Here is a 25,441-nt window from a genome sequence, read left to right on the forward strand (position 1 = left end):
TTTGCCTGGCGCACACGAATCGTCTGACACCCTTCCAGGGATAGGCATTGAGCTTGAAGCGCATCTCCACCCGCGTGAGCGCGCCGTCCTCACCCCCGTCCCACGCCGGACGGCTACTCCAACTCCTTCCACATGCGCACCAAACTGTCGTTGGGCCGCCCCATGAAGGCATCGAGCAGACGTTCCTCGACACCGTGGGATTCCCAAACAGCCGCTGGCTCGAGCCCGATACACTCTTGGGGGGACGCCTCTCTCTCATTGCCAAGGCTGTCGAAAATCCAACAGCGCCGGAGTGGACCCACTTCCATATTGAATTGGACAATGGGTTGCATCAGGCGCTCCTCAATCTTTCTCCGCCCGATGATCTCCCATGACTTCGGGTAGGGATACTTGACCATGATCCTGAAAAGAACGGGCTTGGATGAAATCCTGTCCAGGTCCGAGTCTGGACTGGTGGTTCTGTAATTGTAGAAGGCATCGAACTGCCATTCGAGAGCCCTTCCATAGCCGAAGGAGCCATCTGGGAGGGGAATTCTCCAGAATGAACCTGGTTTATGCGTTGACCTCATGTCCTAGTATCCTGTGTAATGGTGAAGTTCGCCCCAGCGAATCGTGGCAGCATCGTGAAACCGTCTGCCCCTCGGGTTGTCTTTTGCCACGGCGCGCACGACGTTCTCGGTTCGATGGGGCTTGCCCGTATCGGACTGGGCTCCTCCACTGAAGTCTATCAGTTGCTGCTCTCTTCCGCGAATCCGCCAGTATGCTGGATCATCATACCTCTGATCGTAGTCGATGGCAGCCCCATGGTCGAATACATCAAGCCTTGCTTGAGCAAATGAAGCATCCTTCGGGTCTTCGTTCTCATCAACATGATGATTCGTGTCTCGGAACCGAATGGCCAGCTCCGCCTGGAGTCTGAGAGGCAGGCCGAGATCAACGACCATGCTGGTCCGGCCAGCGTAGTAGAGGTTGGTTTTCTTATTGAGCTTTCTGTAGGTCACATAGAGACGGCCGCGTTTCTTTTTGCTTTTCCTGTCGGATTCCGCATCTGGCCATCCACTGGGAGGAGCGCGGGGCGGGGACACCGATTCAGGTTGGGCCAAGGGCGCGCTTGTCGTCACCTCCACTGCGCCGTCAGGCGCCTGGTGAATGAGGATCTCCATCGCGATGGTAGCCGGATGCGCAGAGCCCTTTGGGGGATACCGGCCTCGAGCCCATCCATAAACATCTCCGAAGTGTGTGCCGTAAAACTTGTCCGCGATGTCGATGGGGGTCTGCTCCCCGGCCACAACCGCTTTGACAGTGAAGCAGAGCAGCAGAACACTGCCCGCGGACGCGACGACCGCGCCGCCCGTGACCAGGGCTTCTCCTGCCGCAGCGCCAGTGCCTGCTCCTGCCGCGGTCGTGCCGCCTTGCGGCACCGGGCGGAGCATGCCGCGGGGGACCCCGTCTCCTGCGCCTCCGCCAGGAAGCCCTCTCAGCGGTGGTGGGGAAGGAGGAAGTGGAGCCGTCGGCGAACCCGCCCCAGGCGCAGGCACGGCGGCAGATGCCCCACCTTGTTCTGCCTGCTCAAAGTCGTTGCTCGGGACGTAAACGCAGTACCTTGATTGTCCAGTGGCCGGGAGAACGTTCCGAGTGGCGCTGCTACACCCCACAAGCAACATGCATGTCAGCAGAGCCACCCCTCTTGGCACCCAACACCTCCTGGCATGGGCTCCGCTCTCGAGGAACCCCACGAGGATTACAGGGAGGCCGTGCGGCCGAGTCAACCAAGGGACAGCGAACGCGAGGGGCGGAGCGGCTGGCACGACTCGGCCCCACGCCCTCCGGCGCCTTCATCAAGCAGAAGCTGTTGCAGTAGTCCGTGGCGGGCGGGCGCCCAAGGCACCCGAGGGCCTCCCGCCCGCGCGGTTCAGGGTTCGCTCGGGCCGAAGCGTGCCGGACGCAGCGCCTGCACCACCACCAGCCCCGGACCGTCCAGCCGAACCGAGCCCCCCGCCTTCACCACCTTGTCCGTCGGCTCACCCTCGTGGGTGAGCCAGAGCAGGCCCTCGCAGCAGGTGAGTCGTAGCCCCCCCGCCCGCACGCGGCAACTCCACACCGCTCCCTCTTCGAGCACCACCTGCTCCGGCCCCTTCGTCTTTCCTCGCGCCGTCCGGTGGTGCGGCCTCACGGCCTGCCACAGTCCTCGGAGCATTGCTGTTGCCATCACTGTTCCTCCTTCGAGGGTGAACATGCGCCCGGGGCCCCATGCGGAACAGATTCAGGCAGGTTGAATTGTGAGGGGTACAGTTGTGGCGGGATGAACTGTGCTGGTTGCCCACCCGCTCAGCTGTCTCTGGGCGGACGGACGCCCGCTGGCTATGTGTTTCCGGTGGGACGCGGTCGCGCGTCCTGGAGAAGGAGGACCCTTGGGCATGGCAATGGAGGAGGCCTCGCGGCCCTGGCGTTATGAACAGGTCGCCGAGCGGCTCGCGGAGGCCATGGCCGCCGGCACGCTGCGGCCCGGGGACAGGCTGCCCTCGGTGCGGCAGCTCAGCCTGCGCGAGCGGGTGAGCATCTCCACTGTCCTCCAGGCGTACCTCCACCTGGAGTCGCTCGGCCTCGTGGAGACGCGGCCCCAGTCCGGCCACTACGTGCGCCGCCGCGAGCGCCCCCGCCCCGAGGAGCCTCGCGTCTCCCGCCCCCCCACCACCGCCAAGCCTCCCAGCAACAGCGCCCTCGTCGCCCGCGTGTACCGGGCCGCCCGTGACGAGCGGATGGTGCAGCTCGGCGCCGCCGTGCCCGCGCCCGAGCTGCTGCCCGGCCCACGCCTGCACCGCGACATGGTGATGCTGTCGCGCCAGCGCCCCGATGCCATCGGCTACGACATGCCCCCCGGCTGCCTGGAGCTGCGCCGCCAGGTGGCCCGCCGTGCGCTGGATTGGGGCTGCTCGCTGTCCCCCGACGACTTCATCACCACCTGCGGCGCCACCGAGGCCGTCTACCTCAGCCTCGCCGCCGTGGCCCGCGCGGGCGACACCGTGGCCATCGAGTCCCCCGCCTACTACGGCACCCTCCAGGCCATGGAGTTGCTCGGTCTGCGCGCGCTGGAGCTTCCCAGCCACCCACGCCACGGCCTGGAGCTGGACGCGCTGGAGACCGCCCTCGACAAGCGCCGCGTGGCCGCCGTGCTGGTGGTGCCCAGCTTCAGCAACCCGCTCGGCGCCTGCATGCCCGAGGAGAATCGTGCCCGCCTCGTGGCGATGCTCGCCCGGCGCGAGATTCCGCTCATCGAGGACGACCTCTACGGAGACCTGCACCACGGCCTGGAGCGCGCCCGCACCTGCAAGTCGTTCGACCGCGAGGGGTTGGTGCTGCTGTGCGGCTCGGTGTCCAAGACACTCGCGCCGGGCTTCCGCGTGGGGTGGGTGGCCCCGGGGCGCTTCCAGGAACGCCTCGAGCTGCTCAAGTTCGCCCACACGGTGGCCACGCCCACGCTGCCGCAGCTCGTGGTGGCGCGCTTCCTCGCCAGCGGCGGCTATGACAAGCACCTGCGCACGCTGCGGCGGCGGCTCGCCTCGCAGGTGGAGCGGATGACGGAGGCCATCTGCGAGCACTTCCCCGAGGGCACCCGCGTCTCCCGCCCCTCGGGCGGCTCGCTGCTGTGGGTGGAGCTACCGCCCACCGTGGACGCGCTCGTCCTGCACGCGCGGGCGCTGGAGGCGGGCATCAGCATCGCGCCGGGGCACATCTTCTCCGCGCAGCCCCGTTACACCAACTGCATCCGCCTCAACTGCGGGCAGGCCTGGAGCCCCCGCCTGGAAGCCGCCATGGCCACCCTCGGAAGTCTCGCACGCACCCTCGCGTAGGGCCCGACCATGATTGCCATTGAACCCGCGCGATTCCCGTCCGACCTGCCGCTCGTGCGGGAGTTGTTTCGCGAGTACGCCGAAAGCCTGGGCATCGACTTGGGCTTCCAGGACTTCGAGTCCGAGCTGGTGGGCCTGCCGGGCAAGTACGCGCCGCCGCGCGGGCGGCTGCTGATCGCCCGGCGGGAAGCACGGGCCCTGGGGTGTGTGGCGCTGCGGCCGATCAGCGTGGAGACGTGCGAGATGAAGCGCTTGTATGTCCGGCCCGCCGCGCGCGGCGAGCAACTCGGGCGACGCCTCGCCGAGCGCATCTGCGAGGAGGCGCGTGCCGCCGGCTATCGACGCATCTGCCTCGACACCCTGTCCAGCATGGCCGCGGCGCTCGGGCTGTATACCTCGATGGGGTTCGAACCCATCGAGCCCTATGTGTTCAACCCCATCCCCGGCGCGCTGTTTCTCGGACGGGACCTGTCGGACCCGCCCTAGCAACTACATCCAGCCCAGCTCCAGCCGCGCCACGTCGGACATGCGGCTCTGGTCCCACGGGGGATCCCACACGAGCTGCACGTCCACCTCCGCCACCCCGGGCACGCCGCTCACCTTGCTCCGCACGTCCTCCACCAGCACCGGGCCCATGCCACACCCGGGCGCCGTCACCGTCATGTGGATCTCGACCTTGTTCCCACCTTCCGGCAGGGGCGTGCTCTTGCACTCGTACACGAGCCCCAGCTCCACGATGTTCACCGGAATCTCCGGATCGTACACCGTGCGCAGCTGCTCCCAGACGCGCTCCGGGTCGAACTCCCCGCTCCGAGGCTGCTCCTCGGCGGGCTTCGCGTCCTGCTTCTGGTAGTCCTCGCCCAGCACCTCGACGTCCTTCTCGTCGATGCGCATGAGCTGCCCATAGTCGCCCTGCACGGTCACGTTGCCGCCGAGCGTCTGGAGCACCCGCACCTCGGTGCCGGCGGGAACCACCACCCGCTCGCCACTCGGGATCATCGTCACCTCGCAGTCGCGTGCGAGCGGTGTCTGTAGTCCTCTCATCTGTCCCTCCCTATTCCGTCGACACCGAGGTGTCCTTGCCCTCGAGCGCCGCGCGCAACGCATGCCAGGCCAGGCTCGCGCACTTCACGCGCGAGGGGAATTCACTCACCCCGGAGAGCACCGCCAGCTTGCCCAGCTCATCCAGGTTCAGGCCCTCGGGGCCCTCCGTCACCAGCCGGTGCACCAGCTCGAAGAGCCGCTCGGCGTCCGCCCGCGACAGCGCCTTCACCGCGCCCGTCATCAACGACGCCGAGGCGCGGGAGATGGCACACCCCTGCCCCACGAACCCCACGTCCTGGATGACGTCGCCGTCCATGCGCAACGTCACGGTGAGCTGATCCCCACACAGCGGGTTGTAGCCATCCGCGCGCCGGTTGGCGCCTTCCACCTCGCGGAAGTTGCGCGGACGCTTGCCGTGCTCCAGCACCACCTCTTGGTAGAGGTCCTGCAGTTCCGAACTCATGCGAACACCTCCCGCACCTTGTGCAGCCCGCGCACCAGCGCGTCGATGTCCTCGCGCGTGTTGTACAGGGCCAGGGAGGCGCGCACCGTGGCCGCCACGCCGAAGCACGCCAGCAGGGGTTGCGCGCAGTGGTGCCCCGCCCGGATGGCCACGCCCTCGCGGTCCAGGATGGTGCCCACGTCGTGCGCGTGCACGTCCTCCATCAGGAAGGACAGCACCCCCGAGCGCTCCCGCGCCCGGCCCATGAGCCGCAACCCCGGCACGGTCTCCAGGGCCTGGGTGCCATACTCCAGCAGTTCCTGGTCGTGCGCCGCGATGGCCTCGCGCCCCACCGAGTCGAGGTAGTCCAGCGCCGCCGCCAGCCCCACCGCGCCCGAGATGTTCGGAGTCCCCGCCTCCAGGCGGTAGGGCAGCCGGTTGTAGACGGTCTTCTCCATCGTCACGGTGAGGATCATGTCCCCACCGCCCTGCCAGGGCGGAAGCGACTCGAGCACCTGGGCCTTGCCGTACAACACGCCAATGCCCGTGGGGCCGAACATCTTGTGTCCGGAGAACGCGTAGAAGTCGCAGTCCAGGTCCTGCACGTCCACGCGGAAGTGCTGCATCGCCTGGGCGCCATCCACGAGCACGGGCACGCCCCGCGCGTGCGCCCGCCGGGTGATCTCCTTGATGGGATTCACCGTGCCGAGCGCGTTGGACACATGCGTCACCGCGAGCAGGCGCGTGCGCTCGGTGAGCAGCGTGTCGAGCTGCTCCAGCCGCAGCTCCCCGTTCTCGTCCACCGGCACCATCTTGAGCGTGGCGCCCACGTGCTGGCAGAGCATCTGCCAGGGCACGATGTCCGAGTGGTGCTCCATGGCGGTGATGAGCACCTCGTCGCCCGGGCCCACCTTGGTGCGGCCATACGTCTGGGCCACCAGGTTGATGGCCTCGGTGCAGCCACGCACGAAGATGATCTCCTTCGTCTCGCGCGCGTTGATGAAGCGGCGCACCCGCTCGCGCGCGCCCTCGTAGGCCTGGGTGGAGCGCTCGGAGAGCGCGTGCACGCCGCGGTGCACGTTGGCGTTGTCGTGCGTGTAGTAGCGCACCAGGGCGTCGATGACGGCCTGGGGCTTCTGCGTGGTGGCCGCGCTGTCGAGGTACACCAGCGGCCGGCCCCGGACCTCCTGGTGGAGGATGGGGAAGTCGGCGCGGATGCGCGCCATGTCCAGGGTTGCTCCACTCATGCCCGACCCTCCTTCGCTCCGGGGAGCTTCTGCGTGAGCAGCTCCTCCACCTGGGTGCGCAGCGAGGCCAGGGGAATGGCGCTCACCACCTCCGTGGCGAAGGCGAGCGTCAAGAGCCGCTCCGCCTCGCCCCGGGGAATGCCTCGCGAGCGCAGATAGAACAGCGCCTGCTCGTCCAGCCGGCCCACCGTCGCGCCGTGCGCGCACTTCACGTCATCCGCGAGGATCTCCAGCTGGGGCCTCGCTTCCGCCGACGCCGTCTCCGACAAGAGGAGGTTGCGGTTGTTCTGCCGCGCGTCGGTGTGCTGCGCGTCCGGGCGCACCATCACCTTGCCGTGGAAGGTGCCCCGGGCGTTGTCGTCCAGCACGCCCTTGTACAGCTCGCGGCTGGTGCAGTCCGGCTGCGCATGGTCCAGGTTCGTCCACTGATCCAGGTGCTGCGTGCCATGGCCCACGTACAACCCGTTGAGCGTGGCCTCACCGCCCCGGTCCTTGAAGAGCGCATGCACCTCGTTGCGCGCGAGCGCGCCGCCCAGCGACAGCACATGCGAGGCGAAGCGGCTGTCCCGGCCCTGCTCCACGTGCAGCGAGCCGATGTGGAAGGCCACCTCGGACTCGGCCTGCAGCTTGAGGTGCGTCACCCGCGCGCCATCCCCGAGCACCACCTCCGTCACCGCGTTGGTGAAGGACACGCCGGGCGCCACGCCCACGTAGCTCTCCACGAGCGTGAGCTCACTGTTCGCCCCGGCGCGCACCACCACCCGGGGGCTCGCCAGCGACAGCGTGGCCACGCCGCGCGCGAGGAAGAGCAGCTGCACGGGCTCGGCGCACACCGTGCCGGGCGCCACGTCCACCCACGCGCCCTCCTCCAGCAGCGCCACGTTGAGCGCGGTGAAGGCACTCGACTCCGCGCGGGCCCGCTGGCCCACGAGCTCCTCCAGCGGCGCGCCCTCCTCGAGCGCCTCGCGCAGGCTGCGCACCTGGAGCCCCTCGGGCAGGCCGTCCAGCCGGGACAGCTCGCGCACGAAGCGGCCATCCACGAACACCAGCCGTGGCCCGGGGCCCGGCAGGCGTTGCAACTCCACCGCCGCCTCCATGCTCGCCTCGTGCACGGTGTGCACGGGGCAGAAGGACTGGCAGCTCACGGAGGACACGTTCGTGTACTTCCAGTCCTCGTTGCGCGAGGTGGGAAACCCCTGGCGCGCGAGCTGCTCGATGCCGTCCTGTCTCAGCGCGCGCAGCCACGCGGGAGCCCCCGCGGCGCGCTCCGCCTGGAAGCGCTCGGCCAGGTCGAGGTAGTAGCGCAGCCCCTCGTCCGTCACGGCCGGGCCTCCTTGCCCACCAGGGCCTTGCCGTCGTTGAGCCACGCGTAGCCCTTCTTCTCCAGCTCCAGCGCCAGCTCGCGCCCGCCCGTGCGCACGATGAGCCCACCGGCCAGCACCGACACCCGGTCCGGCACCACGTACTCGAGCAGCCGCTGGTAGTGGGTGATGACGAGCATGCTGCGCTCGGGCGCGCGCAGCGCGTTGATGCCCCCGGAGACGATCCGCAGCGCGTCGATGTCCAGGCCCGAGTCCGTCTCGTCGAGCACGGCCAGCTTCGGCTCCAGCACCGCCATCTGGAAGATCTCGTTGCGCTTCTTCTCGCCGCCGGAGAAGCCCTCGTTCACCGAGCGCTGCATGAACGCCTGATCCAGCTCCACGAGCTTGGACTTCTCGCGCGCGAGCTTGAGGAAGTCCATGGCGTCCAGCTCTTCCTTGCCCTCGGCGCGCCGCCGGGCGTTGAGCGCCGTGCGCAGGAAGTGCAGGTTGCCCACGCCCGGAATCTCCACCGGGTACTGGAAGGCCATGAACACGCCCGCGTGGGCGCGCGCCTCGGGCGGCATCGCGAGCAAGTCATTCCCGTCGAAGAGCACCTCGCCCTTCGTCACCTCGTACGTCTCGCGGCCGGAGAGCACCTGCGACAGCGTGCTCTTGCCCGAGCCGTTGGGGCCCATGATGGCGTGGACCTCCCCGGGCATGAGCTCCAGGTTGATACCCTTGAGGACCTCGCGACCCGCCACGCGCACGTGCAGGTCCTTGATGCTGAGCAGCGGCTTCATCCCACGCTTCCTTCCAGACTCACACTGAGCAGCTTCTGCGCTTCCACGGCGAACTCCATGGGCAGCTCCTTGAAGACCTGCCGGCAGAAGCCATTGACGATCATCGATACGGCGTCTTCCTTCGAGATGCCCCGCTGCTGGCAGTAGAAGAGCTGGTCCTCGCCGATCTTCGACGTGGACGCCTCGTGCTCCACCTGCGCCGAGGCGTTCTTCACCTCGATGTACGGCAGCGTGTGGGCGCCGCACTTGCTGCCGAGCAGCAGCGAGTCACACTGGGTGTAGTTGCGCGCGCCCTCGGCGCTCTTGAGCACCTTGACGAGGCCCCGGTAGGTGTTCTGCCCGCGGCCCGCGGAGATGCCCTTGGACACGATGGTGCTCTTCGTGTTGCGGCCCAGGTGGATCATCTTCGTGCCCGTGTCCGCCTGCTGGCGGTGGTTGGCGAGCGCCACCGAGTAGAACTCGCCCACCGAGTCATCCCCCTTGAGGATGACGCTCGGGTACTTCCAGGTGATGGCCGAGCCGGTCTCCACCTGCGTCCAGGAGATCTTCGCGCGGTGGTGCGCGATGCCGCGCTTGGTGACGAAGTTGTAGATGCCGCCGCGACCCTGCTCGTCCCCGGGGTACCAGTTCTGCACCGTGGAGTACTTGATCGTGGCCCCGTCCAACGCCACGAGTTCCACCACGGCGGCGTGGAGCTGGTTGGTGTCGCGCTGGGGCGCGGTGCAGCCCTCGAGGTAGCTCACGGTGGAGCCCTCGTCGGCGACGATGAGGGTGCGCTCGAACTGGCCGGTGTTCTCCGCGTTGATGCGGAAGTAGGTGGACAGCTCCATGGGGCAGCGCACGCCCTTGGGGATGTAGACGAACGAACCGTCGCTGAAGACGGCCGAGTTGAGGGCCGCGAAGTAGTTGTCCGAGTGCGGCACCACCGTGCCCAGGTACTTCCGCACCAGCTCCGGGTGCTCGCGCACGGCCTCGGAGAAGGAGCAGAAGATGACGCCCGCCTTGGCCAGCTTGTCCTTGAAGGTGGTGGCCACGGACACCGAGTCGAACACGGCGTCCACCGCCACGTTCTGCAGGCGCTTCTGCTCCTCGAGCGGGATGCCGAGCTTGGCGTAGGTCTTGAGCAGCTCGGGGTCCACCTGGTCCAGGCTGTCGAGCTTCGGCTTCTGCTTGGGGGCCGAGTAGTAGATGATGTCCTGGTAGTCGATGGGCGCGTACTCCACCTTCTGCCAGCGGGGCTCCTTGAGGGTGAGCCAGTGGCGGTAGGCGCGCAGCCGCCACTCGAGCATGAACTCCGGCTCGTTCTTCTTGGCGGAGATGATGCGGATGATGTCTTCGTTGAGCCCGGGGGGGATGGTCTCGGACTCGATGGCGGTGACGAAGCCGGCCTCATAGGGGCGCTTCGTGAGTTCCTGCAGGGTCTGGGTGCTCATGATGGGGTTCCTCGCAGGGAGACCGGGGTGGGAGCCGGGGAAGGAGCGGCGGGGTGATCCGTCAGGGGGGAAAGCCGCGAGACGGGGGCGCAGAGGTCGGCCAGGGTCAGCCGGCCGAGCGCGTCCTGGAGGGCGCGGTTGATGATGCGCCAGTGGCCACGGACCCGGCAGACGGTCTCCAGCTCGCACGGCCCGCTGACGTGCTGGGTGCCGTGGGCTCCACACTCGGTGAAGGCGACCGGCCCCTCGAGCGCGGCGATGATCTCCGTGAGGAGGATGCCCTGGGCGGGGCGGGACAGGCCGTAGCCGCCACTCGCGCCCCGGTGAGACACGAGGAGCCCCGAGCCCTGCAGGCCCTTGAGCACCTTGCTCACCGAGGGCAGGGGCACGTGGGTACAGGCCGCCAGTTCCTTCGCCGTACGCGTTTCGCCCGAGGCGCGCGCCAGCTCGGTCAGCAGCACGATGCCGTAGTCGGTCATCTTGCTCATCCGGAGCATTCGGATTCTCTCCCACCAGGGGGGCGCCCGGACTACCCGGGGGACACCGCCGCGTCAGGGGGCTTTTAAACAGGACCAATCTGGTCCGCATTAAAAATCGTCTCCGGACGAGCGAGGGAGCGCCCGCTTGGGGGGGCGGGGGGAGCGGACGACCAGCGAACCTACTTCCCGCCCAGCCAGTACACCGGGCGCCGGGAGCGCATCGCCGCCTCCAGGAACTCCGCGAAGGAGCTGGCCACGGGCCCGCAGTACTCCGCGTTCGGCCATGCCTCGTGGTAGCCGTCCATGAGGGGGTAGCGGCCATTCTCCTGCCGGCTCACATCCACCAGGACGTAATCCCCGTCCTGGACGTCACAAAGGGTGTACATCGAGGCTGGACCCCACTTGTCGTCGTCCTGGCCGTAGATGGCAACCCGGGCTCGGACGATCTTGGACAAGGGCAGGATGCGGTAGGGCGTGTTCGGCAACCGCTCAATCAACTCCGCTCCGTTGCAGTGCAGATAGAAGGCCCGTAGGTCCGGATCCAGCCGCCAACCCACCCTCTGCTCGAAGTCCTCGAGTTCCTCGGGCGTGGCGGGAGAATACGGGAAATGCTCGCGGGAGACCTCTTCGAGCAAGCTGCTCATGGGTGCGATCATCGGCGGTTGCCCACTCTTCCTGCGTGGAAACCCTGGCGTCTACCGGGGCGACGAAAAACGAGGCCTGGGTAGCGTCTGTTTCGTCATCGCCTTGGCGTCCCAGATCCAGAAATCTCCAGCCGCCGCCCATTGAGCATTGCTCCACTCGACTCCAAAGGCAGGTAGAGTTCCCACCCAGAGCACCCATTCATAACGACCACCATTGCGAAATCGACTGAGCATCGCGGCCGCCCCTTGAAGAAAAGGAGGCTCGTGCATTCCGTTATGCGCGATCCAGGTTTGCTCACCTTCGACAGCGGACCAACGTAGCGAACTCCACTCTTGCTCAAGAGGGACGTCAGCCGGCAGCGGTGGCTCCTCACTCAGCGCTGCATGAGGGCACGACAACCACAGCAGGGTCTTGCCATCCAAACTCAGCAGATCCGCTTCGATGTGGCGAAGCACTGGGCTTGCGAGTTCGGTGATAGCAGCGCGAATGCAGTAGTTCGGCTGCGAGATCACAAGCGACAAGATGGGATCACCACCGAGTTTGAGGCGAAGAAGGTGCGCATAATGAAGCACCTCGGCCACGGCAAACGGCTCGAACTTGGCTCCGTACTTCAACTCTCCAACAATACGCGGCTTGCTATCTCCCCAGTATGCATCCGGCTTGGAGTTGTAGCCAAAGCTGGTTATTGATGGCCGACTCGGTTTCGGCAATTCCCAGAGCCAATCGGGAACGCCTGCTACCGGAACATCCGGCTCATCCCATTTGTCAAAGATGGATTGAAGAACCATCTCTTTCGCACCGTCGCCACCTGCGTCCAACCGCATCGCCTTCCGCCAGCCACCCATTTCAAGACCTCCTGAACGCAGCTTCAGAACTTACCTGATGCTCAGTGGGTCTACCCTACCCCGAACTCGTGGCTCAACCTCAGGGATCAACGGACTGGGGAAGCGGTGGGGGCTTCACCCCAGGCAGGTAGCATTTGCCCTGGTACTCGGCCTGGTCTTCCTCACACGGAGGCTTGTGCTCCAACGTCACCCAGCACCCCCCGTTGATCTCCACGACGCTCTTCCTGCGCGGACAAGGCGCCCTCGCCTGATGCCGAAACGGCTTCTCGGGAAGTGGGTAGCCAAGTGCATCCGGACCATTCGAGTCCCCCAGGTACGCATCAGTCGGAGACCCCTCGAACGGCTCCACGGATGAACCACTTGGAGCAGGAGCTACATGACGGCTCGTCAGACAGACGCCCAGCACCAGCGCGAGGCTCGCGACGACCCGTCCTCTCGCCTCCCACCCAGTCCGGCGGGCGCGAGGAAGCCGCTCCTCAGGGCCGCTCAGCCCCGACGCCAGATGGGCGCGGACCCGGGCGTTGTCCTCCACGCGAGAGAACGCGGCGGCGCTCAGCACGAGCACGTCCGCCAGTTCCACCGTGGGCACCCCCACGGGCGCCTGACTCACCAGGAGGGTGACCGAGGGCGGCGAGGGCTCGCAGAAGATCAGCACTTCCCAGCGCGCCGAGGGTTGCCATTCCACGCGGTCCGTGGGGAACAACCGCAGCGCGGGCCTCCCCGTCTTCACATGCCACGCCTCGTGGAGGCGACCCAGGCCGGGCCCCACTTCATCGTAGCTCCGGCCGAGCTCGAACGGCCCCTGCCCATCGCCTTGCTCATGTTTCTCGTCCACCACGGATGCGCCCTCCAAGCCGCCCCCCAGACAAACGGATTGGACCACTCAAGTCAAGAAGGAGCACCCGACTCCTGGAATCATGTGCGGCTGGGGCCCTCTCATCGCGGAGCAAACCAGCGGCTCCGAATATTGCTTTACCGGACATTCCGCATCTACCCTGTTTCCCTTCAACGCCGTAGCGGAGGGGTACCCATGAAGAGCGCGATGCGTGTTGCGGGTTTGTCGTTGGTGATGGGCCTGATGATGGTGGGCTGCGGCGGAGCCGTCGCCGAGACCGAGCAGGAGTCCGCCCTGGAGACCCGGGAGGATGCCATCCCTGATTGCTCGGCCGATGGAACGACGTACACCATCCATTACAGCGATCCCGCTTACACCACGCAGATCGGCGGCAGGGGATGTAACTGCGGCATCTACGGCGGGTGGGGCAAGACGAGCACCTACCGGCAGACCTTCTACGATTACTGCGGGTAGGACGCGGTTCCGCCTGGAAGCGGGCCCCCCTGCTTCCAGCGGCATCATGGCCGCTCGCGAGAGGTCCGGGACAAGAACCCCACGTCGAGCCCCGCCCCGAGCGCCACGCCCACCGCGTAGCAGAAGAGATCCGACACGAGGAACCCGCGCCCCAGCACCAGGGCGACGAAGGGGTTGGCGCGGAGCGCATCGAGCCAGGGCGGATGGAAGAGCTGGCTGAGCTCAATCACCACGGAGAAGCCCAGCGCGCCCGCCGCGGCTCGCCCCACGGACAGCCGGGGCCAGAGCAGCAGAATTCCCAGGTAGACGAGCGTGGCCCACAGCGTATCGCCCGCGAACTCGGTGACGAAGCCCGGCAACACCTGACGGGCCCACGCGGAGCGCGAGCCCAATCCCAACACGACGAGGAGCAGCAGGCACGGCACCAACATCGCGCGTGAGCGTGAGGAGGAGCCGTGCGGGGAAAGGTCCGGCATGCGCCGCAGTGTACTCCAGCGCGGAGGCTAGGCCGGTGCCGCGGACGAACGGCGCGACGCGCGGCCCGACCCGGCGTAGGACTTCCCCTGGGCGAAAGAGGCGATCCGCGTCCACACCTCGTGGAAGGCCTCCGCGTCGAAGCCCGAGGCGGAGTTGAGCAGATCGTAGCGCTTGAGGGCGCCGTGCGTGTCCCCGGCGATCTCCGCCTGGTAGTGACCGATGACGTCCGCGTGGTCCGCGTCGACGAGGTAGCACGACGCCGCGTCCGGCCACACCTGGGAGACGGTGTTGACGAGCCCATCGTTGTCACCCAGCGCGAGCATCTGCGTGGTCCGGGGATCCAGCAGCTTCTGCACGGCCCGCGGCGGGCCCAGCCGCGCGTCTGGTGACCTGGCCGTGAGCGCGTAGAGCTGGTTGAAGAGGTCGAACCGGTTCTCCGACTTCGGCCGCGCCACGGTGACGATGGAGGCGTAGCGGATGCCGTGCTCGACCAGGAAGCGCCGCTCGCTCTCGGGGTCGTCCGAGTGCGCGGGGCTGGGCGGAGCGTCGCCGAGGTGCACGGGGCTCAGATCGCTCAGGGCCGAGGAGTCGCTCGCCATGTGCAACAGCCAGCGCAGCAGTTCGAAGTACGAGGCGCGGGCCAGCGCGCGCGAGTGTGCCCCGTCGTGCGAGTAGCAGCCCTCCATCGTGTCGAGCAGCGCGTCGATCCAGTTGTCCGACTCCACGCGCCTGCCGCGCAGCAGGACGCGGCGCAAGAGCCGGCCACTCTCCGAGGTACCGCGCTCGCGCAGGGCACGAGTGCTCTCGTAGAAGGCGCGCAGCAGGGGGCGGATGAGCAGGGAACGCACCAGCGGCTGGTTCATCCGGCGAACCAGGTTCGTGCCTCGCTGGGGAGTGGAGAGGAACTGCACGGAGCGGATGTGGCTGAGCACTTCCAGGGCGGAGTCCGCGCGGCGCAGGTCCTTGGCGTTCTCCAGCTCCCGGTAGCGCAACAGGAGCTGGCGCAAGTCGAGCCCTCCGGTGGAGTGGCCCACCAGGTGGATTTCATCTCCCGAGCGGATCTCCTTGCGCCGCCAGCGCTCGTCGAGGAACGAGAGCATCTGCTCGGCGCGGGTGCTCACGCTGGCGGTGGGCAGGTTGGGGAAGTAGTGCAGGACGAGCGGTGTCTGCTCCAGCACTCGGGTGACACCTTCGTAGTAGCGCAGGGTGCCGAGGGCATCGAACCCGCCGAAGCCCGGAACGAGCACGAGATGAAGGTTCATCGGGGACCACCTCCCGCGGCCGCTCCCCGGCATGGGGACGCGCGCCAACGCCCCAGTCAAGAGCAAGGGAGGACGCCCGGCAATCGCCCCTCGGGGCAAGGCCCCCGTCGACCGTTCCCCCTTCGAATCGTCCCTTACGAATCGTCTGACACTTCCTGGGGACACTTCCTGGGAGTCCCTTACGAATCGTCTGACACTTCCTGGGGACACTTCCTGGGCGACACTTCCTAGGCGCGCCGCCGCGCCCCTCCTCTCCGCCCCTCTCGTATGAGACCAAGCGACATCAGAAAATCTTGAATTCTGAGAATCCGACAAGACCCTTCTGAGAATTCAATGAAAACTCATTAGAGCCGAATTGATTGTTTTACCCATTGAGCTTCCGTCCATTGTGTAATATTCATGTTTGAGCGCGAGTGGACTCCGAGCCTGAAACGCTCTGCAGGAGGAAATGAAATGGGTAAGGTCAACAACAATGCGCCGTCGTACCACTACCACTACCCCCAAACCGGACAGGGGCATGCGCCTCAAGGCTCCGCTCCTCAGCAGAGCACGCAGCCGTCGTACGGGTATACCCACCCGCCGACAGCCCCACAGAGCACCTACACTAATCATACGGGGTCTTCACCAGGCTATAGCCAAGCCTATGGTGCCAACCTCCAACATCCCTCACACCATCATGGTGTGTATAACCATGGGTCAGCCCAATCCGTGGGGTACGGAGGCGGACCTCATGCGTCTCAGTTTGTTTTCGTCAAGCAGCCGAAAACCTACCCCGACTCCAACCTTTGCGCGTTCTACGCGCTGCACCACTTCTTCAACGGACAGGTGAGCAGATCGGAGTTCATCCAAAGGGCAGGCAACCACTACCAGCAGATGCTAGGTATGACACCGAAGGATGCGCAAGAGCTCGTGCTGAGTGGTAATGATCCCAGCGCCCTGAGCCTGTACGGCATGCGCGAGGGCAGCGAGAAGGAACTCCGAGACAAGGGGATGGGCATCGTTGCGAACGTCAATACCGGCCACTTCTTCACCGTGCGCCGGGAGAACGGCAAGTGGACCAGCTATGACAGCTACAACCACTCGGCCCCGAAGCGGTACAACTCCTTCCATGATCTCAGGAATGCGGAGATTGGCAACAGCCCGCTCTATGTCATGTAGATGAATGGTGGCTGGCGTGGCCCAAGGCTCCAAGGAGTGGAGGGAGCCCGAGCCACAGCCGGCCCCGGATCGAAGGAGGGGCCGGCCGCCAGGTCAGTGCATGGCGGAGCCGAGCTGGTCGCCCTGTTCGACATGGCCACCGCAAAGCCGGCGGCGCCTACGCGCGTATCCCGCCGTCCACGCGCATGACCACCCCGGTGACGTAGGAGGCGCGCTCACTGAGCAGCCACGCGGCCGCCTCGGCGATCTCCTGGGGGCCCGCGTTGTTGCAGGCCGCCGGTTCAGCTCAAGGGCGCGGGCTCGGCGGCCGGCTCTTGAGCGCGCGGGCGCTTGTCCTTGTCCAGTCCGTACCGCCGCGCCGCCGTCTCGACGATGCGCTGGATGAGCTGGGGGTAGGACAGGCCAATCTCCCGCGCCCCCATGGCCACCTCGCACTTCGCCTCGAGGTAGGGATTGGGGTTCACCTCGAGCAGGTAGGGCTCGTTGGTGGCGCTGGACACGCGGAAGTCGATGCGCGCGTAGTCGCTCAGCTTGAGCGCCCGGAAGGCACTCACCGCGGCGCGCTCGATGCGCCCGCGCAGCTCGTCCGACAAGTCGTGGGGCATCACGAGCTGGGGCTCGCCGGGGCCCTCGGGGCCGAACTTCACCTCCCGGTCGGCGATCTTCATGCGCTTGCGGCTCCACTTCTTGCCGAAGTCGAGCTCCACCACCGGCAGCACCTGCGGTCGCGCGTGGTCGCCGAGCACGCCCACGTACACCTCGCGGCCCTCGATGAACTCCTCCGCGAGCGCCTCGTCGTCGTACTGCTCGCGAATCATCCGCACCCGGCGCGCCAGGCCCTCCATGTCCCGCTCCACCCCCAGGCCCATGCTCGCGTCCGAGCGGGCCGGCTTGACGATGAGCGGGAAGGACAGGTCGCCATGGGCCTCGAAGGACATGCCATCGAAGGTGGCGAAGCGGGGCGTGAGCACGCCGTGGAATTGCAGCAGTTGCTTGGTGAGGATCTTGTCCTGCGCGAGCAGCAGCCCCGCCGTCCCCGAGCCGGTGAAGGGCATGCGCGCCAGCTCCAGCACCGCCGCCACGTTCACCTCCAGCCGGTAGTCGTCGGCGAAGGTCTCGCACAGGTTGAAGACGAGGTCGGCGCGGCTGCGCGCCACCTGGCGCACCAGGTCCGTGATGCTCTCGTCGACGCGCAGGAGCACGGGCGTGTGGCCCGCGTCCCGGAGCGCGGCGGCCACCTGCTCGGTGACCACGTCGGCGGGCTCGTCCTTGGGCTGGTAGTGCAGGACCGCGATACGCAGGGGAGGCGGGCTCATGGCGTCATTCCTCGAAGAAGCGGTCGGTGTAGAGGTAGTTCATGGACAGCACCGTCACGAGCGACACGAGGCGGCAGATGGCCTCCCGGCTGTCGTCCGGGTGCAGCGTGAGGTTCATGTCGGAGGTGCGCTCGAGCAGGTGGTCCACCAACGCGCGCACCGCGCCCCGGCCCACCCCCGAGTACTGGCTCACCAGGGCCATCAGCCGCTGGCGCTCGGCGCGCACGAGCGTCTCCGCGCGGACGGGCGCCTCGCCCGGGCCCTCGAAGATGTCCTCCAGCGACTGGTCGAAGGCGTTGCGCAGCTCCACGTCCACCTTCTCGTCCAGCTCGCGCTGGCGGTAGTGGTCGAGCACCGTGCCTTCCATCTCCTCGGTGGTGAAGTCCGGCGTGTTCAAGCTCACCAGCGGCTCGGTGCGGCCCAGGCGCTTGACGGTCTCGTCCACGTACTGGAGTTTGCGCAGCGCGCCCCACCCCTGGTAGCGCTTCGCCCAATCACTGCCAGGCGTGAGCCAGACGGCGAAGGTCTCGGCGAAGTCCTCGTCCGGGTGCTTCTGGGCGTACCAGCCGGAGATGTGCGTGACGTAGCGGCGCGAGAACGGCTGGGGTTTGTAGTCGTCACGGTAGGGCCGCGAGTAGTCGCCGAACACGCGCAGCCACTCCTCCGACTCGTAGAGCCGGTAGGCGTAGTTGAAGGCGTGGCCCGCCTCGTGGCGCAGATACATGAGGATCTCCGCCTCGCTCTCCGCCCCACCCCCGAGGTCCGCCTCGATGGAGAGCAGGTTCGGGTCGGCCAGGTAGAACGGCAGGCCGATGACCGGCACCCCCGAGGGACAGCCCCACTCGTCGGACAGGTAGCACTGGGGTTTGAAGGAGATGCCCCGCGCCTCCAGCTCCGCGTGGAGCTGGGCGATGTGGCGCTCGAGCGGCGTGCCGGCGAGGCGTAGCGAGAGATCCTTGATGCGCGCCTGGAGCAGGGCCTCGCGCTGGGGGGACAGTCTTCCCCGCCCCTCGCCGTGCTCGGTGGAGTGCTTCTCCCGCATCAGGTCGGTCTGGACCGGTGGCATCATGCTCCCTTGAAGTAGGGAGCAAGGGCCCGGATGAACAGGCCGACCGGGCATGGTGGCGACCAGGGAGGCGAGCCCTCCCAGGCCCCTTCGCCCGGGGAAGCGGCGCGCGCCTAGAAGTCGGAGATGCGGTCGGCCAGCAGGGCGTCATCCACGAAGGGATTGCGGTTGCCCTGGTAGCTCTCGATGGCGGTGTTGCGCGCCACTTCCGCGGTGTCCACCCCGTCCAGGTGGTTCCACTGCTTGAGCACCGCCTCGTCCCCGGGGGGGATCGGCTTGTTGTACACGGTGGAGAAGTAGAAGAGGGCACGCGCCACGTTGCCCTTGTGCGCGTCGGGCGGCTCGAAGACGGTGTTGCCCTTGGCGTCCTTGCCGAACTTCGCGCCGTTCTGGCTCCACTTCACCTCCTTCACCTCGCCGAACGGGTAGCTGCTCCGGATGGAGTTGGCCTTGCTGTCCGTGGGGAAGAGGTGGTGCAGGTCGCTCTTGGCCGGGCCCGTGGCGCCCTTCGACTGCGGCCACGTGTGCTCGGTGTTCATGTCGTTGGCGCTGGGAATCTTGTCCGTGGTCACCTCGCGGCCCGTGTACACGCACGTCACCTGGCCCTCGTGGTTGTCCAGCGTGGTGAAGATGATCTTCCGCGCCTGGTTGTAGCCAAGGTCCTTGTGCTGGGCCGAGGCGTCATGCAGCGCCTGGATGAGCGCCTTGTCCTTGAGCCCGTCATACGGCGAGGGCGTCGTGGGCGGGGGCGTGGAGCCCATCCCTGGGGAAGCCGGGCCCCGGCGCGCCGCGGGCTGGAAGCTGTCGGGGCTCGCCTGGAAGGACCGCGCCGGAACCGGGGGCGGAGCGGACCGGCGGCTCTCCGACACGGCGGCCGGGAGGAAAGGAGAAGGACGGAGGGGGGCGGTCGTCGAGCGCGGCATCATCGGAGCGGTCCTTCCAGGCGGCCCACATTGGCGGGCGGACTCCCGAATTGTCTCTCAACAGACCCATGAGTTGCCTGTCGCCATACTTTTACCGCAATACACCTCCAATGTACGACATGGCCACACTCCCCGTGCCTCCGAGGCCTTTACCAGACGCCTGGGCTAGAAGCCCGTCACAGCCCCCCTTCACCTGGAGCGTTCGTCCCATGCGCCGCATCCCGTCATTGCTGCTCACCACGCTCGCCGTGCTCGTGGCCGCCTGTGAGAAGAAGGCACCGCCCGCCGCGCCCCCCGCCGCCACACCCGCCGAGGCCTCGAAGCAAACCCCCTCGGACTCGGCGCCCATCCTCGTGGGACAGGTGGGCAGCCTCACCGGCAGCGAGGCCACCTTCGGCATCTCCGGGCGCCAGGGCATTTCCCTGGCCCTCCAGGAAGCCAATGCCGCGGGCGGGGTGAAGGGCCGCCCGTTGGCGCTGCGCGTCTATGACAGCCAGGGCAAGCCCGAGGAGGCGGCCCAGGCGGCCGCGCGCCTCATCAGCCAGGACCACGTGGTGGTGATCCTCGGCGAGGCCGCCTCGTCCAACTCGATGGCCATGGCGGACAAGGCGCAGGCGGCCGGGGTGCCGATGATCACCCCCACCTCCACCAACCCCGCCGTCACGAAGAAGGGCGACTACATCTTCCGCGTCTGCTTCATCGATCCGTTCCAGGGCGAGGTGATGGCCCGGTTCGCCCACGACCACCTGCACCTCAAGCGCGTGGCGGTGCTCCAGGACAACAAGAGCGCGTACTCGGTGGGCCTGACGGACGAGTTCCGCCGGAAGTTCACCGAGCTGGGCGGCGTCGTGGTTGCCACCGAGAGCTACTCCAAGGGAGACACGGACTTCCGCGCCCAGCTCACCACGCTCAAGAAGACCAGGCCCGAGGGGCTCTTCGTGCCCGGGTACTACACCGACGCGGGCATCATCGCCCGTCAGGCGCGGGAGCTGGGGCTGACCCTGCCCCTGCTCGGCGGAGATGGCTGGGACTCCGCGCGCCTCTTCGAGCTGGGTGGCGCGGCGATCGAGGGCAGCTACTACTCCAACCACTACTCGGAGGAGAACCCGGATCCCGTCCTCCAGGAGTTCATCACCCGCTACAAGGCCGCCTACGGCCAGGTGCCCGACAGCGTGGGGGCGCTCGCCTATGACGCCGCGCGGCTGGCCATCGACGCGATGAAGCGCGCGCCGGACCTGTCGGGCCCCGCCCTGCGCGACGCGATCGCCGCCACCCGCGACTTCCCCGGCGTGGGCGGCAGCATCACCCTGGACGCCAACCGTGACGCGGTGAAGCAGGCGGTGATCCTCAAGGTGGAGGGCGGCAAGGCGCGCTTCGTCACCGCCCTCAAGCCCTAGTGTCCCGAGTCCCAGCCGGGGTGGTGACAGACGTCACCAGGGGATGACAGACGTCACCAGGATCCCGACATCTCCGCCCGAACGGCAGTCACCAGGGCGCCCCCGGCCCTCACGTCATTTCAAGGGGTTACGCATTCCAGGGGGGCTTTGGGGGATTGGCACACGCCCTGCTATGGTCTCCCTCGTCACCGAGAACGGTGGTTGAGAAGTCCCCCTTCCCCCCAGCACACGAGGCATACCATGGGCGTTTCTGGCGTTGGTCCCCGCGGCAATATCTACACCCCCCCCACCCCCGAGACGAGCAACACGCAGGCTCCCGAGCAGTTGCTGTCGCAGGCGCTGCAGGGTGACCAGAAGGCCATCGACCAGCTCGCGCAGAAGCTGGGCATCGACCCGGAGATGCTCAAGAAGCTGATCGAGCAGCTGACGGGCAAGCCCGCGGGCCAGGGTGGTGGCAAGCCCGAGGGCGCTGGTGGCGCCGGTGGTCCCGAGGGCAAGGGTGGCCCCGAGGGCAAGGGTGGCCCCGAGGGTGGCCAGGACATCCAGCAGCTGCTCCAGGCCCTGATGCAGGCGATCAAGGAGCACAAGGAGGGCAAGCCCACCAACCAGAAGGGCCACTCCACCGAGGACAAGTACGAGGCGGCCCCCGGCGAGGGTCCGGTCAACCTGAACGGCGGCGAAACGGGCGGCGTCCAGGTCCCGCCCCCGGTCGAGCCCCCCAGCATCTGAGTCACACCGCCTCGTGAGCCTACACCGCGCTCCGCTGCTTGTTGCGGCGGCAGAGCGCGGAGGCCGCCAGGAAGCCGTAGCTGAAGCCAGGCCGGAAGAGGGTCTTGTAGACCCAGCCCACCCCGGGCACGGCCTCGATCATGTCGCCCAGACTCCACATCTCCTCGTGCCGATGGATGAGGGGGTGGGGCTCGCCGCCGGTGAAGGGGCGCTCCAGGGAGAAGTCGTAGGCGAGGAAGGTGCGCAGCGGGTAGACGTAGAGCCAGTCGAACTGCCTCAGGTTCATGGTTCCGTCGACGAGCACCCGCCCCTTCTCGTGGCCCGGCTCGAGCTGCACGTTGAGCTGGAGGATGTCGAAGTCGAAGCGGAACATGCAGTGGAAGCCCGCGGCGCCGCGCCGGTAGGTCTCCCGCCCCGCCCCCGTCTGCCAGGGGTCGATGAAGCGGATGTCCTCCGCCAGGTAGGGCGCCAGCTCCTCGTCCAACACATGCTCGGGAATGCGCGTGTCGTAGAGCAGGTGCGTGAAGTGCCGGAAGCGCTCCTCCAGCTTGAGGATCAACTCCCGCTCACCGCCGCTCTTGGACTGCCCCTGTTCTCTGCCAGACGTGGACGCGGTCGTCTTCATGGGTGCCCAGGGTAAGCATCATGTCCAGAGCCGGGAAGCGTGCCGCGCCGGACGCGGGGCGGGCGTCCAGGCCTCGCGAGCCACCGCGCGGGGGGACGAACGTGTTACGAAGACGCACGGCCCCAGAGACAGAGTGCGCGCGCGCGTCGGGATCTACCCCATGCGGCTCGGACCCCCGGTGGACCGAGAGCGGGTGGATGGTGGTGAAGGACGAGAACGGCGAGCGCATCCGATTCGGACGGGCACAGAAATTCCGGCTGTCCCCCAAGGGGAGCGAGGCCGAGGCGGCGTATACCCTCATGGTCGCCAAGGCCCGGGACGGAGAGGGTCGGGCTCAGTTCGACTCGGCCCGCTCCGCCTGGAGCACGCCCCTGGGGCTCACCCCCGAGGATGGACTGTTCCTCGTGGAGTTCGGCCAGGGCGAGCGCACCATCGCCGAGGCGGTGCGTGGCCTCGACAACTGCGCCACGCCCAAGGAGGTCAAGGTGGCGGTGGAACGGCTCCTGGAGTGCGGCATGCTCGAGCCGGTGCCCGCCGCCCCCGTCGAGCCGGCCGCACCTCCGCGCCGCTACTGGTAGCGGACCCGGGGCCACCTCCGGACGCGGGGGCGAGTGCTTAGGTTGAGCGCATGTCCGCTCGCCTCCAGGCCCGCCGTACCTTGCGCCGCATTCGAGCCCTCCGGCCCCCGCCTCCGGTGGAGGTCGAGCACGATCTCACCGAGCCCGCGGCGGGACCCGCCCTCATCCCCGAGCACATCCCCGTGCGCGCCGAGCGCAAGCGGATGGGGCGCGCCCTGCGCGAGAAGACACCGCGCGAGGCCCACGCCTTCTGGAAGGCGGACAAGGACCGGGCGGATCCCATCGCCCTGTTGGAGGCGTCCAACATGGGGAGGCTGCCCTCGCTGGTGCCCATCCGCCACGCGCGCATGGGGGTGGACCCCTTCGCCTTCCTGCGCGGCTCGGCGATGCTCATGGCGAACGATCTGGCGCGCACCCCCAGCGTGGGCATCAAGGTCCAGGCCTGCGGCGACGCGCACCTGGCCAACTTCGGCATGTTCGCCACCCCCGAGCGCAACCTCGTCTTCGACGTGAACGACTTCGACGAGACGCTGCCCGCGCCGTGGGAGTGGGATCTCAAGCGCCTGGCGGTGAGCGTCTGGGTGGCGGGCCGGTGCAACGGGGACTCCGAGGCGCGGTGCGAGGAGGCGGTGGAGGCGTGCGTGCGCGGCTACCGCCGCTGGATGCGCACCCTGTCCAAGTGGTCCTTCCTGGACGTGTGGTACGCGCGCGTGGACGCCGAGGAGCTGCACCGCACGCTCTACCGGGAGGAGCCGGCGAGCGCGGAGAGGACGCTCGCCCAGGCGCGCCGGCGCACGCAGCTGGCCACCCTGCCCAAGCTCACCGAGCTGCGCGAGGGCCGCCGCTGCATCATCGACGACCCGCCCCTGGTGGTGCACCCCCCGCGCGAGCACGCGGAGATGCTCGCCGAGGTGCTCCAGGTGGTGGGCGAGGGCTATCTGTCCTCGCTCCAGGGGGACCGCGGCACGCTCGTGCGGCGCTACCAGGTGGTGGACGTGGCGCGCAAGGTGGTGGGCGTGGGCAGCGTGGGCACGCGCTGCTACATCGTGCTGCTGCTCGGCGCGCACGCGAGGGATCCGCTCTTCCTCCAGGTGAAGGAGGCGGGCCCCTCGGTGCTCGAGCCCTTCGCCGGCGCGAGCCTCCACCCCAACGCCGGGCAGCGCGTGGTGGAGGGGCAGCGGCTCATGCAGGCCGCCAGTGACATCTTCCTCGGCTGGTGCCAGGTGGGCGGCCGCGACTTCTACGTGCGGCAGCTGCGCGACATGAAGGGCTCCACGGACGTGGAGCGGCTGTCACCCCGGGGGCTGCGCCAGTACGCGGCCCTGTGCGGCCGGACGCTGGCCCGGGCCCATGCGCGCGGAGGGGATGCCGCGGTGCTGCGGGGCTACCTCGGCCGGGGGGACGTCTTCGACCGGGCCCTGTGCCGCTTCGCCCGCGCCTACGCCGACCAGAACGAGCGCGACTACCAGCTCTTCCGAAAGGCCGTGCGTGACGGACGCCTGCCCGCTCAGGACGAGGGCGAGTAGGCAGACGAATCCACCGGCGGGCACTGGCTATTCACCCCGGGATGTGGGATATATGAGAAGTCACGCTCGAGAAGAGTGGGGCTTCCGGTGCAACTCATGCGGCCGGACAAGAAAGAAGACGCGACGAAATGGCAACTGGTACCGTGAAGTGGTTCAACGATGCGAAGGGCTTCGGTTTCATCACGCAGGAGGGCGGGGGCGAGGACCTCTTCTGCCACCACACCGCGATTCAGACCGAAGGCTTCCGCACCCTGGCCGAGGGCCAGCGGGTCGAGTTCGACGTCGCCCGGGGCCCCAAGGGTCTGCAGGCGCAGAACGTTCGCCCCATCTGATTTGAGGCGCTGAACCCGCATCAGGCCTGGTCTCCTCGTGAGGCTGGGCCTTTTGTATTTTCGGGGCCCGCCTGCCCACCCCGCGCTCGGGGCGGCGGACCCTGGCCCCCTCCCCCGCTTTCCCGTCCACGTCCCGGCTTGCCCCTGGCGCGTCCCGCCCCACCCTGAAGAAGAGGGGCCCCGGACCCGGGCTCCCCATCCAGCAGGAGGGCGGACGTGATTCAGCACATCCTCGTCGCGATCGACGGCTCGGACACCTCGCGCAGGGCGGCCCGCTTCGGGCATGACCTCGCCCAGCAGACCCGCGCCCGCGTCACCTTGCTCTTCGTGCTCGAGCCCCCCCGCGTCCTGCCCTTCGGCTTCATGGACGCGGAGCTCATCTCCGGCGCCCCGCGCAGCACCGAGGAGCTCGCCGCCGTGCGGCGCCTGCTCGACGAGGTGGCCGCGGACCTGCCCTCGGCCCAGGTGGAGAAGGTGGTGGAGATTGGCCGCCCCGCCGACACCATCGTCGCCATGGCCGACAAGCTCGGGGCGGATCACATCGTCGTGGGCGCCCGCGGACTCAACGCGGGCGGCAGGTGGTTGCTCGGCTCGGTGAGCGACCGGGTCCTCCAACTCGCCGGCCGCCCCGTCACCGTCGTGCACTGAAGCGGGCA

Annotated in this window: 29 protein-coding genes and 1 pseudogene; 10 read left to right on the forward strand and 20 right to left on the reverse strand. The window is 67.8% G+C overall.

Translation table 11 applies throughout. From position 1 onward, the window contains the following. Positions 1-113: 113 nt before the first annotated feature. From D187_RS35490 to D187_RS35495, 3 genes are all read right to left on the reverse strand, one after another. Positions 114-569 carry an immunity 26/phosphotriesterase HocA family protein gene (locus D187_RS35490; protein WP_043433119.1) on the reverse strand — a complete coding sequence of 152 codons (456 nt, stop codon included), beginning with the start codon at positions 567-569 and terminating at the stop codon, positions 114-116. A 3-nt stretch (positions 570-572) separates the two neighbouring features. Then, positions 573-1,433 (reverse strand): hypothetical protein, encoded by an 861-nt coding sequence (locus tag D187_RS55735; protein WP_155893824.1) that lies wholly within the window; start codon positions 1,431-1,433, stop codon positions 573-575. A 479-nt stretch (positions 1,434-1,912) separates the two neighbouring features. Beyond that, complete coding sequence (locus tag D187_RS35495; RefSeq protein WP_157758302.1) at positions 1,913-2,209, reverse strand: DUF2917 domain-containing protein; 297 nt, start codon at positions 2,207-2,209, stop codon at positions 1,913-1,915. Between the two features lie 208 nt (positions 2,210-2,417). Here D187_RS35495 and D187_RS35500 point away from each other — a divergent pair, with 208 nt between their 5' ends. After that, complete coding sequence (locus tag D187_RS35500) at positions 2,418-3,851, forward strand: aminotransferase-like domain-containing protein (RefSeq protein ID WP_002632521.1); 1,434 nt, start codon at positions 2,418-2,420, stop codon at positions 3,849-3,851. A 9-nt stretch (positions 3,852-3,860) separates the two neighbouring features. Beyond that, a complete protein-coding gene (locus D187_RS35505; protein ID WP_002632522.1) occupies positions 3,861-4,337 on the forward strand; it encodes a GNAT family N-acetyltransferase in 477 nt (158 codons plus the stop codon). A gap of 3 nt (positions 4,338-4,340) precedes the next feature. Here the strand turns inward: D187_RS35505 and sufT are convergent, their stop codons facing one another. From sufT to D187_RS35550, 10 genes are all read right to left on the reverse strand, one after another. Then, positions 4,341-4,895, reverse strand: a complete 555-nt coding sequence (gene sufT, locus D187_RS35510; RefSeq protein ID WP_002632523.1) for a putative Fe-S cluster assembly protein SufT — start codon at positions 4,893-4,895, stop codon at positions 4,341-4,343. Positions 4,896-4,905: 10 nt separating this feature from the next. After that, complete coding sequence (sufU, locus tag D187_RS35515) at positions 4,906-5,358, reverse strand: Fe-S cluster assembly sulfur transfer protein SufU (RefSeq protein WP_002632524.1); 453 nt, start codon at positions 5,356-5,358, stop codon at positions 4,906-4,908. Next, positions 5,355-6,584 (reverse strand): cysteine desulfurase, encoded by a 1,230-nt coding sequence (locus D187_RS35520; RefSeq protein ID WP_002632525.1) that lies wholly within the window; start codon positions 6,582-6,584, stop codon positions 5,355-5,357. Before D187_RS35520 ends, sufU begins: the two co-directional genes overlap by 4 nt. Further along, the gene (sufD, locus tag D187_RS35525) at positions 6,581-7,906 is read right to left on the reverse strand and encodes a Fe-S cluster assembly protein SufD (RefSeq protein ID WP_002632526.1); all 1,326 of its coding nucleotides are present in this window, start codon (positions 7,904-7,906) and stop codon (positions 6,581-6,583) included. The genes D187_RS35520 and sufD overlap by 4 nt, the downstream gene beginning before the upstream one ends. Further along, positions 7,903-8,685: a Fe-S cluster assembly ATPase SufC gene (sufC, locus tag D187_RS35530; RefSeq protein WP_002632527.1), complete on the reverse strand. Its 783-nt coding sequence runs from the start codon at positions 8,683-8,685 to the stop codon at positions 7,903-7,905. Before sufC ends, sufD begins: the two co-directional genes overlap by 4 nt. Further along, positions 8,682-10,118: a Fe-S cluster assembly protein SufB gene (gene sufB / locus D187_RS35535; protein ID WP_002632528.1), complete on the reverse strand. Its 1,437-nt coding sequence runs from the start codon at positions 10,116-10,118 to the stop codon at positions 8,682-8,684. The genes sufC and sufB overlap by 4 nt, the downstream gene beginning before the upstream one ends. Next, the gene (locus D187_RS35540; RefSeq protein WP_002632529.1) at positions 10,115-10,615 is read right to left on the reverse strand and encodes an SUF system Fe-S cluster assembly regulator; all 501 of its coding nucleotides are present in this window, start codon (positions 10,613-10,615) and stop codon (positions 10,115-10,117) included. Before D187_RS35540 ends, sufB begins: the two co-directional genes overlap by 4 nt. Positions 10,616-10,776: 161 nt before the next feature. Then, positions 10,777-11,253, reverse strand: a complete 477-nt coding sequence (locus D187_RS35545) for an SMI1/KNR4 family protein (RefSeq protein ID WP_020918492.1) — start codon at positions 11,251-11,253, stop codon at positions 10,777-10,779. 39 nt (positions 11,254-11,292) lie between these two features. Next, complete coding sequence (locus D187_RS55740; RefSeq protein ID WP_155893825.1) at positions 11,293-12,087, reverse strand: hypothetical protein; 795 nt, start codon at positions 12,085-12,087, stop codon at positions 11,293-11,295. Positions 12,088-12,166: 79 nt separating this feature from the next. Beyond that, the gene (locus D187_RS35550; RefSeq protein ID WP_002632531.1) at positions 12,167-12,925 is read right to left on the reverse strand and encodes a hypothetical protein; all 759 of its coding nucleotides are present in this window, start codon (positions 12,923-12,925) and stop codon (positions 12,167-12,169) included. Between the two features lie 192 nt (positions 12,926-13,117). On the opposite strand from D187_RS35550, the gene D187_RS35555 reads away from it, so the two are divergent. Beyond that, positions 13,118-13,396, forward strand: coding sequence for a hypothetical protein (locus tag D187_RS35555; RefSeq protein WP_002632532.1), 279 nt, complete (start codon positions 13,118-13,120; stop codon positions 13,394-13,396). A 44-nt stretch (positions 13,397-13,440) separates the two neighbouring features. Here D187_RS35555 and D187_RS35560 read toward each other — a convergent pair whose 3' ends face one another. Together D187_RS35560 and D187_RS35565 are read right to left on the reverse strand one after the other, a co-directional pair. After that, on the reverse strand, positions 13,441-13,872 hold the full coding sequence (locus D187_RS35560; RefSeq protein WP_002632533.1) for a ribosomal maturation YjgA family protein: 432 nt from the start codon (positions 13,870-13,872) through the stop codon (positions 13,441-13,443). A gap of 27 nt (positions 13,873-13,899) precedes the next feature. Then, positions 13,900-15,135 (reverse strand): esterase/lipase family protein, encoded by a 1,236-nt coding sequence (locus D187_RS35565; protein WP_002632534.1) that lies wholly within the window; start codon positions 15,133-15,135, stop codon positions 13,900-13,902. Positions 15,136-16,017: 882 nt separating this feature from the next. Here D187_RS35565 and D187_RS35570 point away from each other — a divergent pair. Beyond that, positions 16,018-16,293 (forward strand): hypothetical protein, encoded by a 276-nt coding sequence (locus D187_RS35570; protein ID WP_043433123.1) that lies wholly within the window; start codon positions 16,018-16,020, stop codon positions 16,291-16,293. Positions 16,294-16,450: 157 nt separating this feature from the next. On the opposite strand, the pseudogene D187_RS59355 reads toward D187_RS35570, so the two are convergent. The 4 genes and pseudogenes from D187_RS59355 to D187_RS35585 all read right to left on the reverse strand — a co-directional run. Continuing rightward, positions 16,451-16,549 (reverse strand): annotated as a pseudogene (locus D187_RS59355) (SDR family oxidoreductase); the annotation flags it as partial. A 25-nt stretch (positions 16,550-16,574) separates the two neighbouring features. Further along, positions 16,575-17,609, reverse strand: a complete 1,035-nt coding sequence (locus D187_RS35575; protein ID WP_002632536.1) for a D-alanine--D-alanine ligase family protein — start codon at positions 17,607-17,609, stop codon at positions 16,575-16,577. A gap of 4 nt (positions 17,610-17,613) precedes the next feature. Further along, positions 17,614-18,678 (reverse strand): putative zinc-binding metallopeptidase, encoded by a 1,065-nt coding sequence (locus tag D187_RS35580; protein ID WP_245591906.1) that lies wholly within the window; start codon positions 18,676-18,678, stop codon positions 17,614-17,616. 110 nt (positions 18,679-18,788) lie between these two features. Further along, positions 18,789-19,601: an endonuclease I family protein gene (locus D187_RS35585; RefSeq protein WP_002632538.1), complete on the reverse strand. Its 813-nt coding sequence runs from the start codon at positions 19,599-19,601 to the stop codon at positions 18,789-18,791. 206 nt (positions 19,602-19,807) lie between these two features. Here D187_RS35585 and D187_RS35590 point away from each other — a divergent pair, with 206 nt between their 5' ends. Beyond that, positions 19,808-20,995: an ABC transporter substrate-binding protein gene (locus tag D187_RS35590; RefSeq protein ID WP_002632539.1), complete on the forward strand. Its 1,188-nt coding sequence runs from the start codon at positions 19,808-19,810 to the stop codon at positions 20,993-20,995. Positions 20,996-21,235: 240 nt separating this feature from the next. Next, positions 21,236-21,724: a hypothetical protein gene (locus D187_RS35595; protein WP_002632540.1), complete on the forward strand. Its 489-nt coding sequence runs from the start codon at positions 21,236-21,238 to the stop codon at positions 21,722-21,724. Positions 21,725-21,743: 19 nt separating this feature from the next. Here D187_RS35595 and D187_RS35600 read toward each other — a convergent pair whose 3' ends face one another. Then, positions 21,744-22,349, reverse strand: a complete 606-nt coding sequence (locus D187_RS35600; RefSeq protein WP_002632541.1) for a hypothetical protein — start codon at positions 22,347-22,349, stop codon at positions 21,744-21,746. 197 nt (positions 22,350-22,546) lie between these two features. On the opposite strand from D187_RS35600, the gene D187_RS35605 reads away from it, so the two are divergent. From D187_RS35605 to D187_RS35620, 4 genes are all read left to right on the forward strand, one after another. Beyond that, on the forward strand, positions 22,547-22,927 hold the full coding sequence (locus D187_RS35605; protein ID WP_002632542.1) for a hypothetical protein: 381 nt from the start codon (positions 22,547-22,549) through the stop codon (positions 22,925-22,927). A gap of 50 nt (positions 22,928-22,977) precedes the next feature. Continuing rightward, entirely contained in the window at positions 22,978-24,453 is a 1,476-nt protein-coding gene (locus D187_RS35610; RefSeq protein WP_020918493.1) for a DUF2252 domain-containing protein, read from the forward strand. Positions 24,454-24,581: 128 nt separating this feature from the next. Then, entirely contained in the window at positions 24,582-24,785 is a 204-nt protein-coding gene (locus D187_RS35615) for a cold-shock protein (RefSeq protein ID WP_043433126.1), read from the forward strand. A gap of 216 nt (positions 24,786-25,001) precedes the next feature. Further along, positions 25,002-25,433: a universal stress protein gene (locus tag D187_RS35620; protein ID WP_002632545.1), complete on the forward strand. Its 432-nt coding sequence runs from the start codon at positions 25,002-25,004 to the stop codon at positions 25,431-25,433. Positions 25,434-25,441 lie beyond the last annotated feature (8 nt).

This window comes from Cystobacter fuscus DSM 2262 (genome assembly GCF_000335475.2).
Taxonomy (GTDB): domain Bacteria; phylum Myxococcota; class Myxococcia; order Myxococcales; family Myxococcaceae; genus Cystobacter; species Cystobacter fuscus.

Coding starts and splice junctions, on each gene's coding strand:
- sufU (WP_002632524.1), bottom strand. CDS start 5,358: ATGAGTTCGGAACTGCAGGACCTCTACCAAGAGGTGGTGCTGGAGCAC.
- D187_RS35555 (WP_002632532.1), top strand. CDS start 13,118: ATGAAGAGCGCGATGCGTGTTGCGGGTTTGTCGTTGGTGATGGGCCTG.
- D187_RS35585 (WP_002632538.1), bottom strand. CDS start 19,601: ATGATGCCGCGCTCGACGACCGCCCCCCTCCGTCCTTCTCCTTTCCTC.
- D187_RS55740 (WP_155893825.1), bottom strand. CDS start 12,087: ATGGGTGGCTGGCGGAAGGCGATGCGGTTGGACGCAGGTGGCGACGGT.
- D187_RS35575 (WP_002632536.1), bottom strand. CDS start 17,609: ATGAGCCCGCCTCCCCTGCGTATCGCGGTCCTGCACTACCAGCCCAAG.
- D187_RS35520 (WP_002632525.1), bottom strand. CDS start 6,584: ATGAGTGGAGCAACCCTGGACATGGCGCGCATCCGCGCCGACTTCCCC.
- sufT (WP_002632523.1), bottom strand. CDS start 4,895: ATGAGAGGACTACAGACACCGCTCGCACGCGACTGCGAGGTGACGATG.
- D187_RS55735 (WP_155893824.1), bottom strand. CDS start 1,433: ATGCTCCGCCCGGTGCCGCAAGGCGGCACGACCGCGGCAGGAGCAGGC.
- D187_RS35600 (WP_002632541.1), bottom strand. CDS start 22,349: ATGAAGACGACCGCGTCCACGTCTGGCAGAGAACAGGGGCAGTCCAAG.
- D187_RS35570 (WP_043433123.1), top strand. CDS start 16,018: ATGACACCGAAGGATGCGCAAGAGCTCGTGCTGAGTGGTAATGATCCC.
- D187_RS35540 (WP_002632529.1), bottom strand. CDS start 10,615: ATGCTCCGGATGAGCAAGATGACCGACTACGGCATCGTGCTGCTGACC.
- sufB (WP_002632528.1), bottom strand. CDS start 10,118: ATGAGCACCCAGACCCTGCAGGAACTCACGAAGCGCCCCTATGAGGCC.
- D187_RS35565 (WP_002632534.1), bottom strand. CDS start 15,135: ATGAACCTTCATCTCGTGCTCGTTCCGGGCTTCGGCGGGTTCGATGCC.
- D187_RS35495 (WP_157758302.1), bottom strand. CDS start 2,209: ATGGCAACAGCAATGCTCCGAGGACTGTGGCAGGCCGTGAGGCCGCAC.
- D187_RS35560 (WP_002632533.1), bottom strand. CDS start 13,872: ATGCCGGACCTTTCCCCGCACGGCTCCTCCTCACGCTCACGCGCGATG.
- D187_RS35505 (WP_002632522.1), top strand. CDS start 3,861: ATGATTGCCATTGAACCCGCGCGATTCCCGTCCGACCTGCCGCTCGTG.
- sufC (WP_002632527.1), bottom strand. CDS start 8,685: ATGAAGCCGCTGCTCAGCATCAAGGACCTGCACGTGCGCGTGGCGGGT.
- D187_RS35545 (WP_020918492.1), bottom strand. CDS start 11,253: ATGATCGCACCCATGAGCAGCTTGCTCGAAGAGGTCTCCCGCGAGCAT.
- D187_RS35605 (WP_002632542.1), top strand. CDS start 22,547: ATGGTGGTGAAGGACGAGAACGGCGAGCGCATCCGATTCGGACGGGCA.
- D187_RS35590 (WP_002632539.1), top strand. CDS start 19,808: ATGCGCCGCATCCCGTCATTGCTGCTCACCACGCTCGCCGTGCTCGTG.
- D187_RS35500 (WP_002632521.1), top strand. CDS start 2,418: ATGGCAATGGAGGAGGCCTCGCGGCCCTGGCGTTATGAACAGGTCGCC.
- D187_RS35615 (WP_043433126.1), top strand. CDS start 24,582: ATGGCAACTGGTACCGTGAAGTGGTTCAACGATGCGAAGGGCTTCGGT.
- D187_RS35595 (WP_002632540.1), top strand. CDS start 21,236: ATGGGCGTTTCTGGCGTTGGTCCCCGCGGCAATATCTACACCCCCCCC.
- D187_RS35610 (WP_020918493.1), top strand. CDS start 22,978: ATGTCCGCTCGCCTCCAGGCCCGCCGTACCTTGCGCCGCATTCGAGCC.
- D187_RS35580 (WP_245591906.1), bottom strand. CDS start 18,678: ATGATGCCACCGGTCCAGACCGACCTGATGCGGGAGAAGCACTCCACC.
- D187_RS35490 (WP_043433119.1), bottom strand. CDS start 569: ATGAGGTCAACGCATAAACCAGGTTCATTCTGGAGAATTCCCCTCCCA.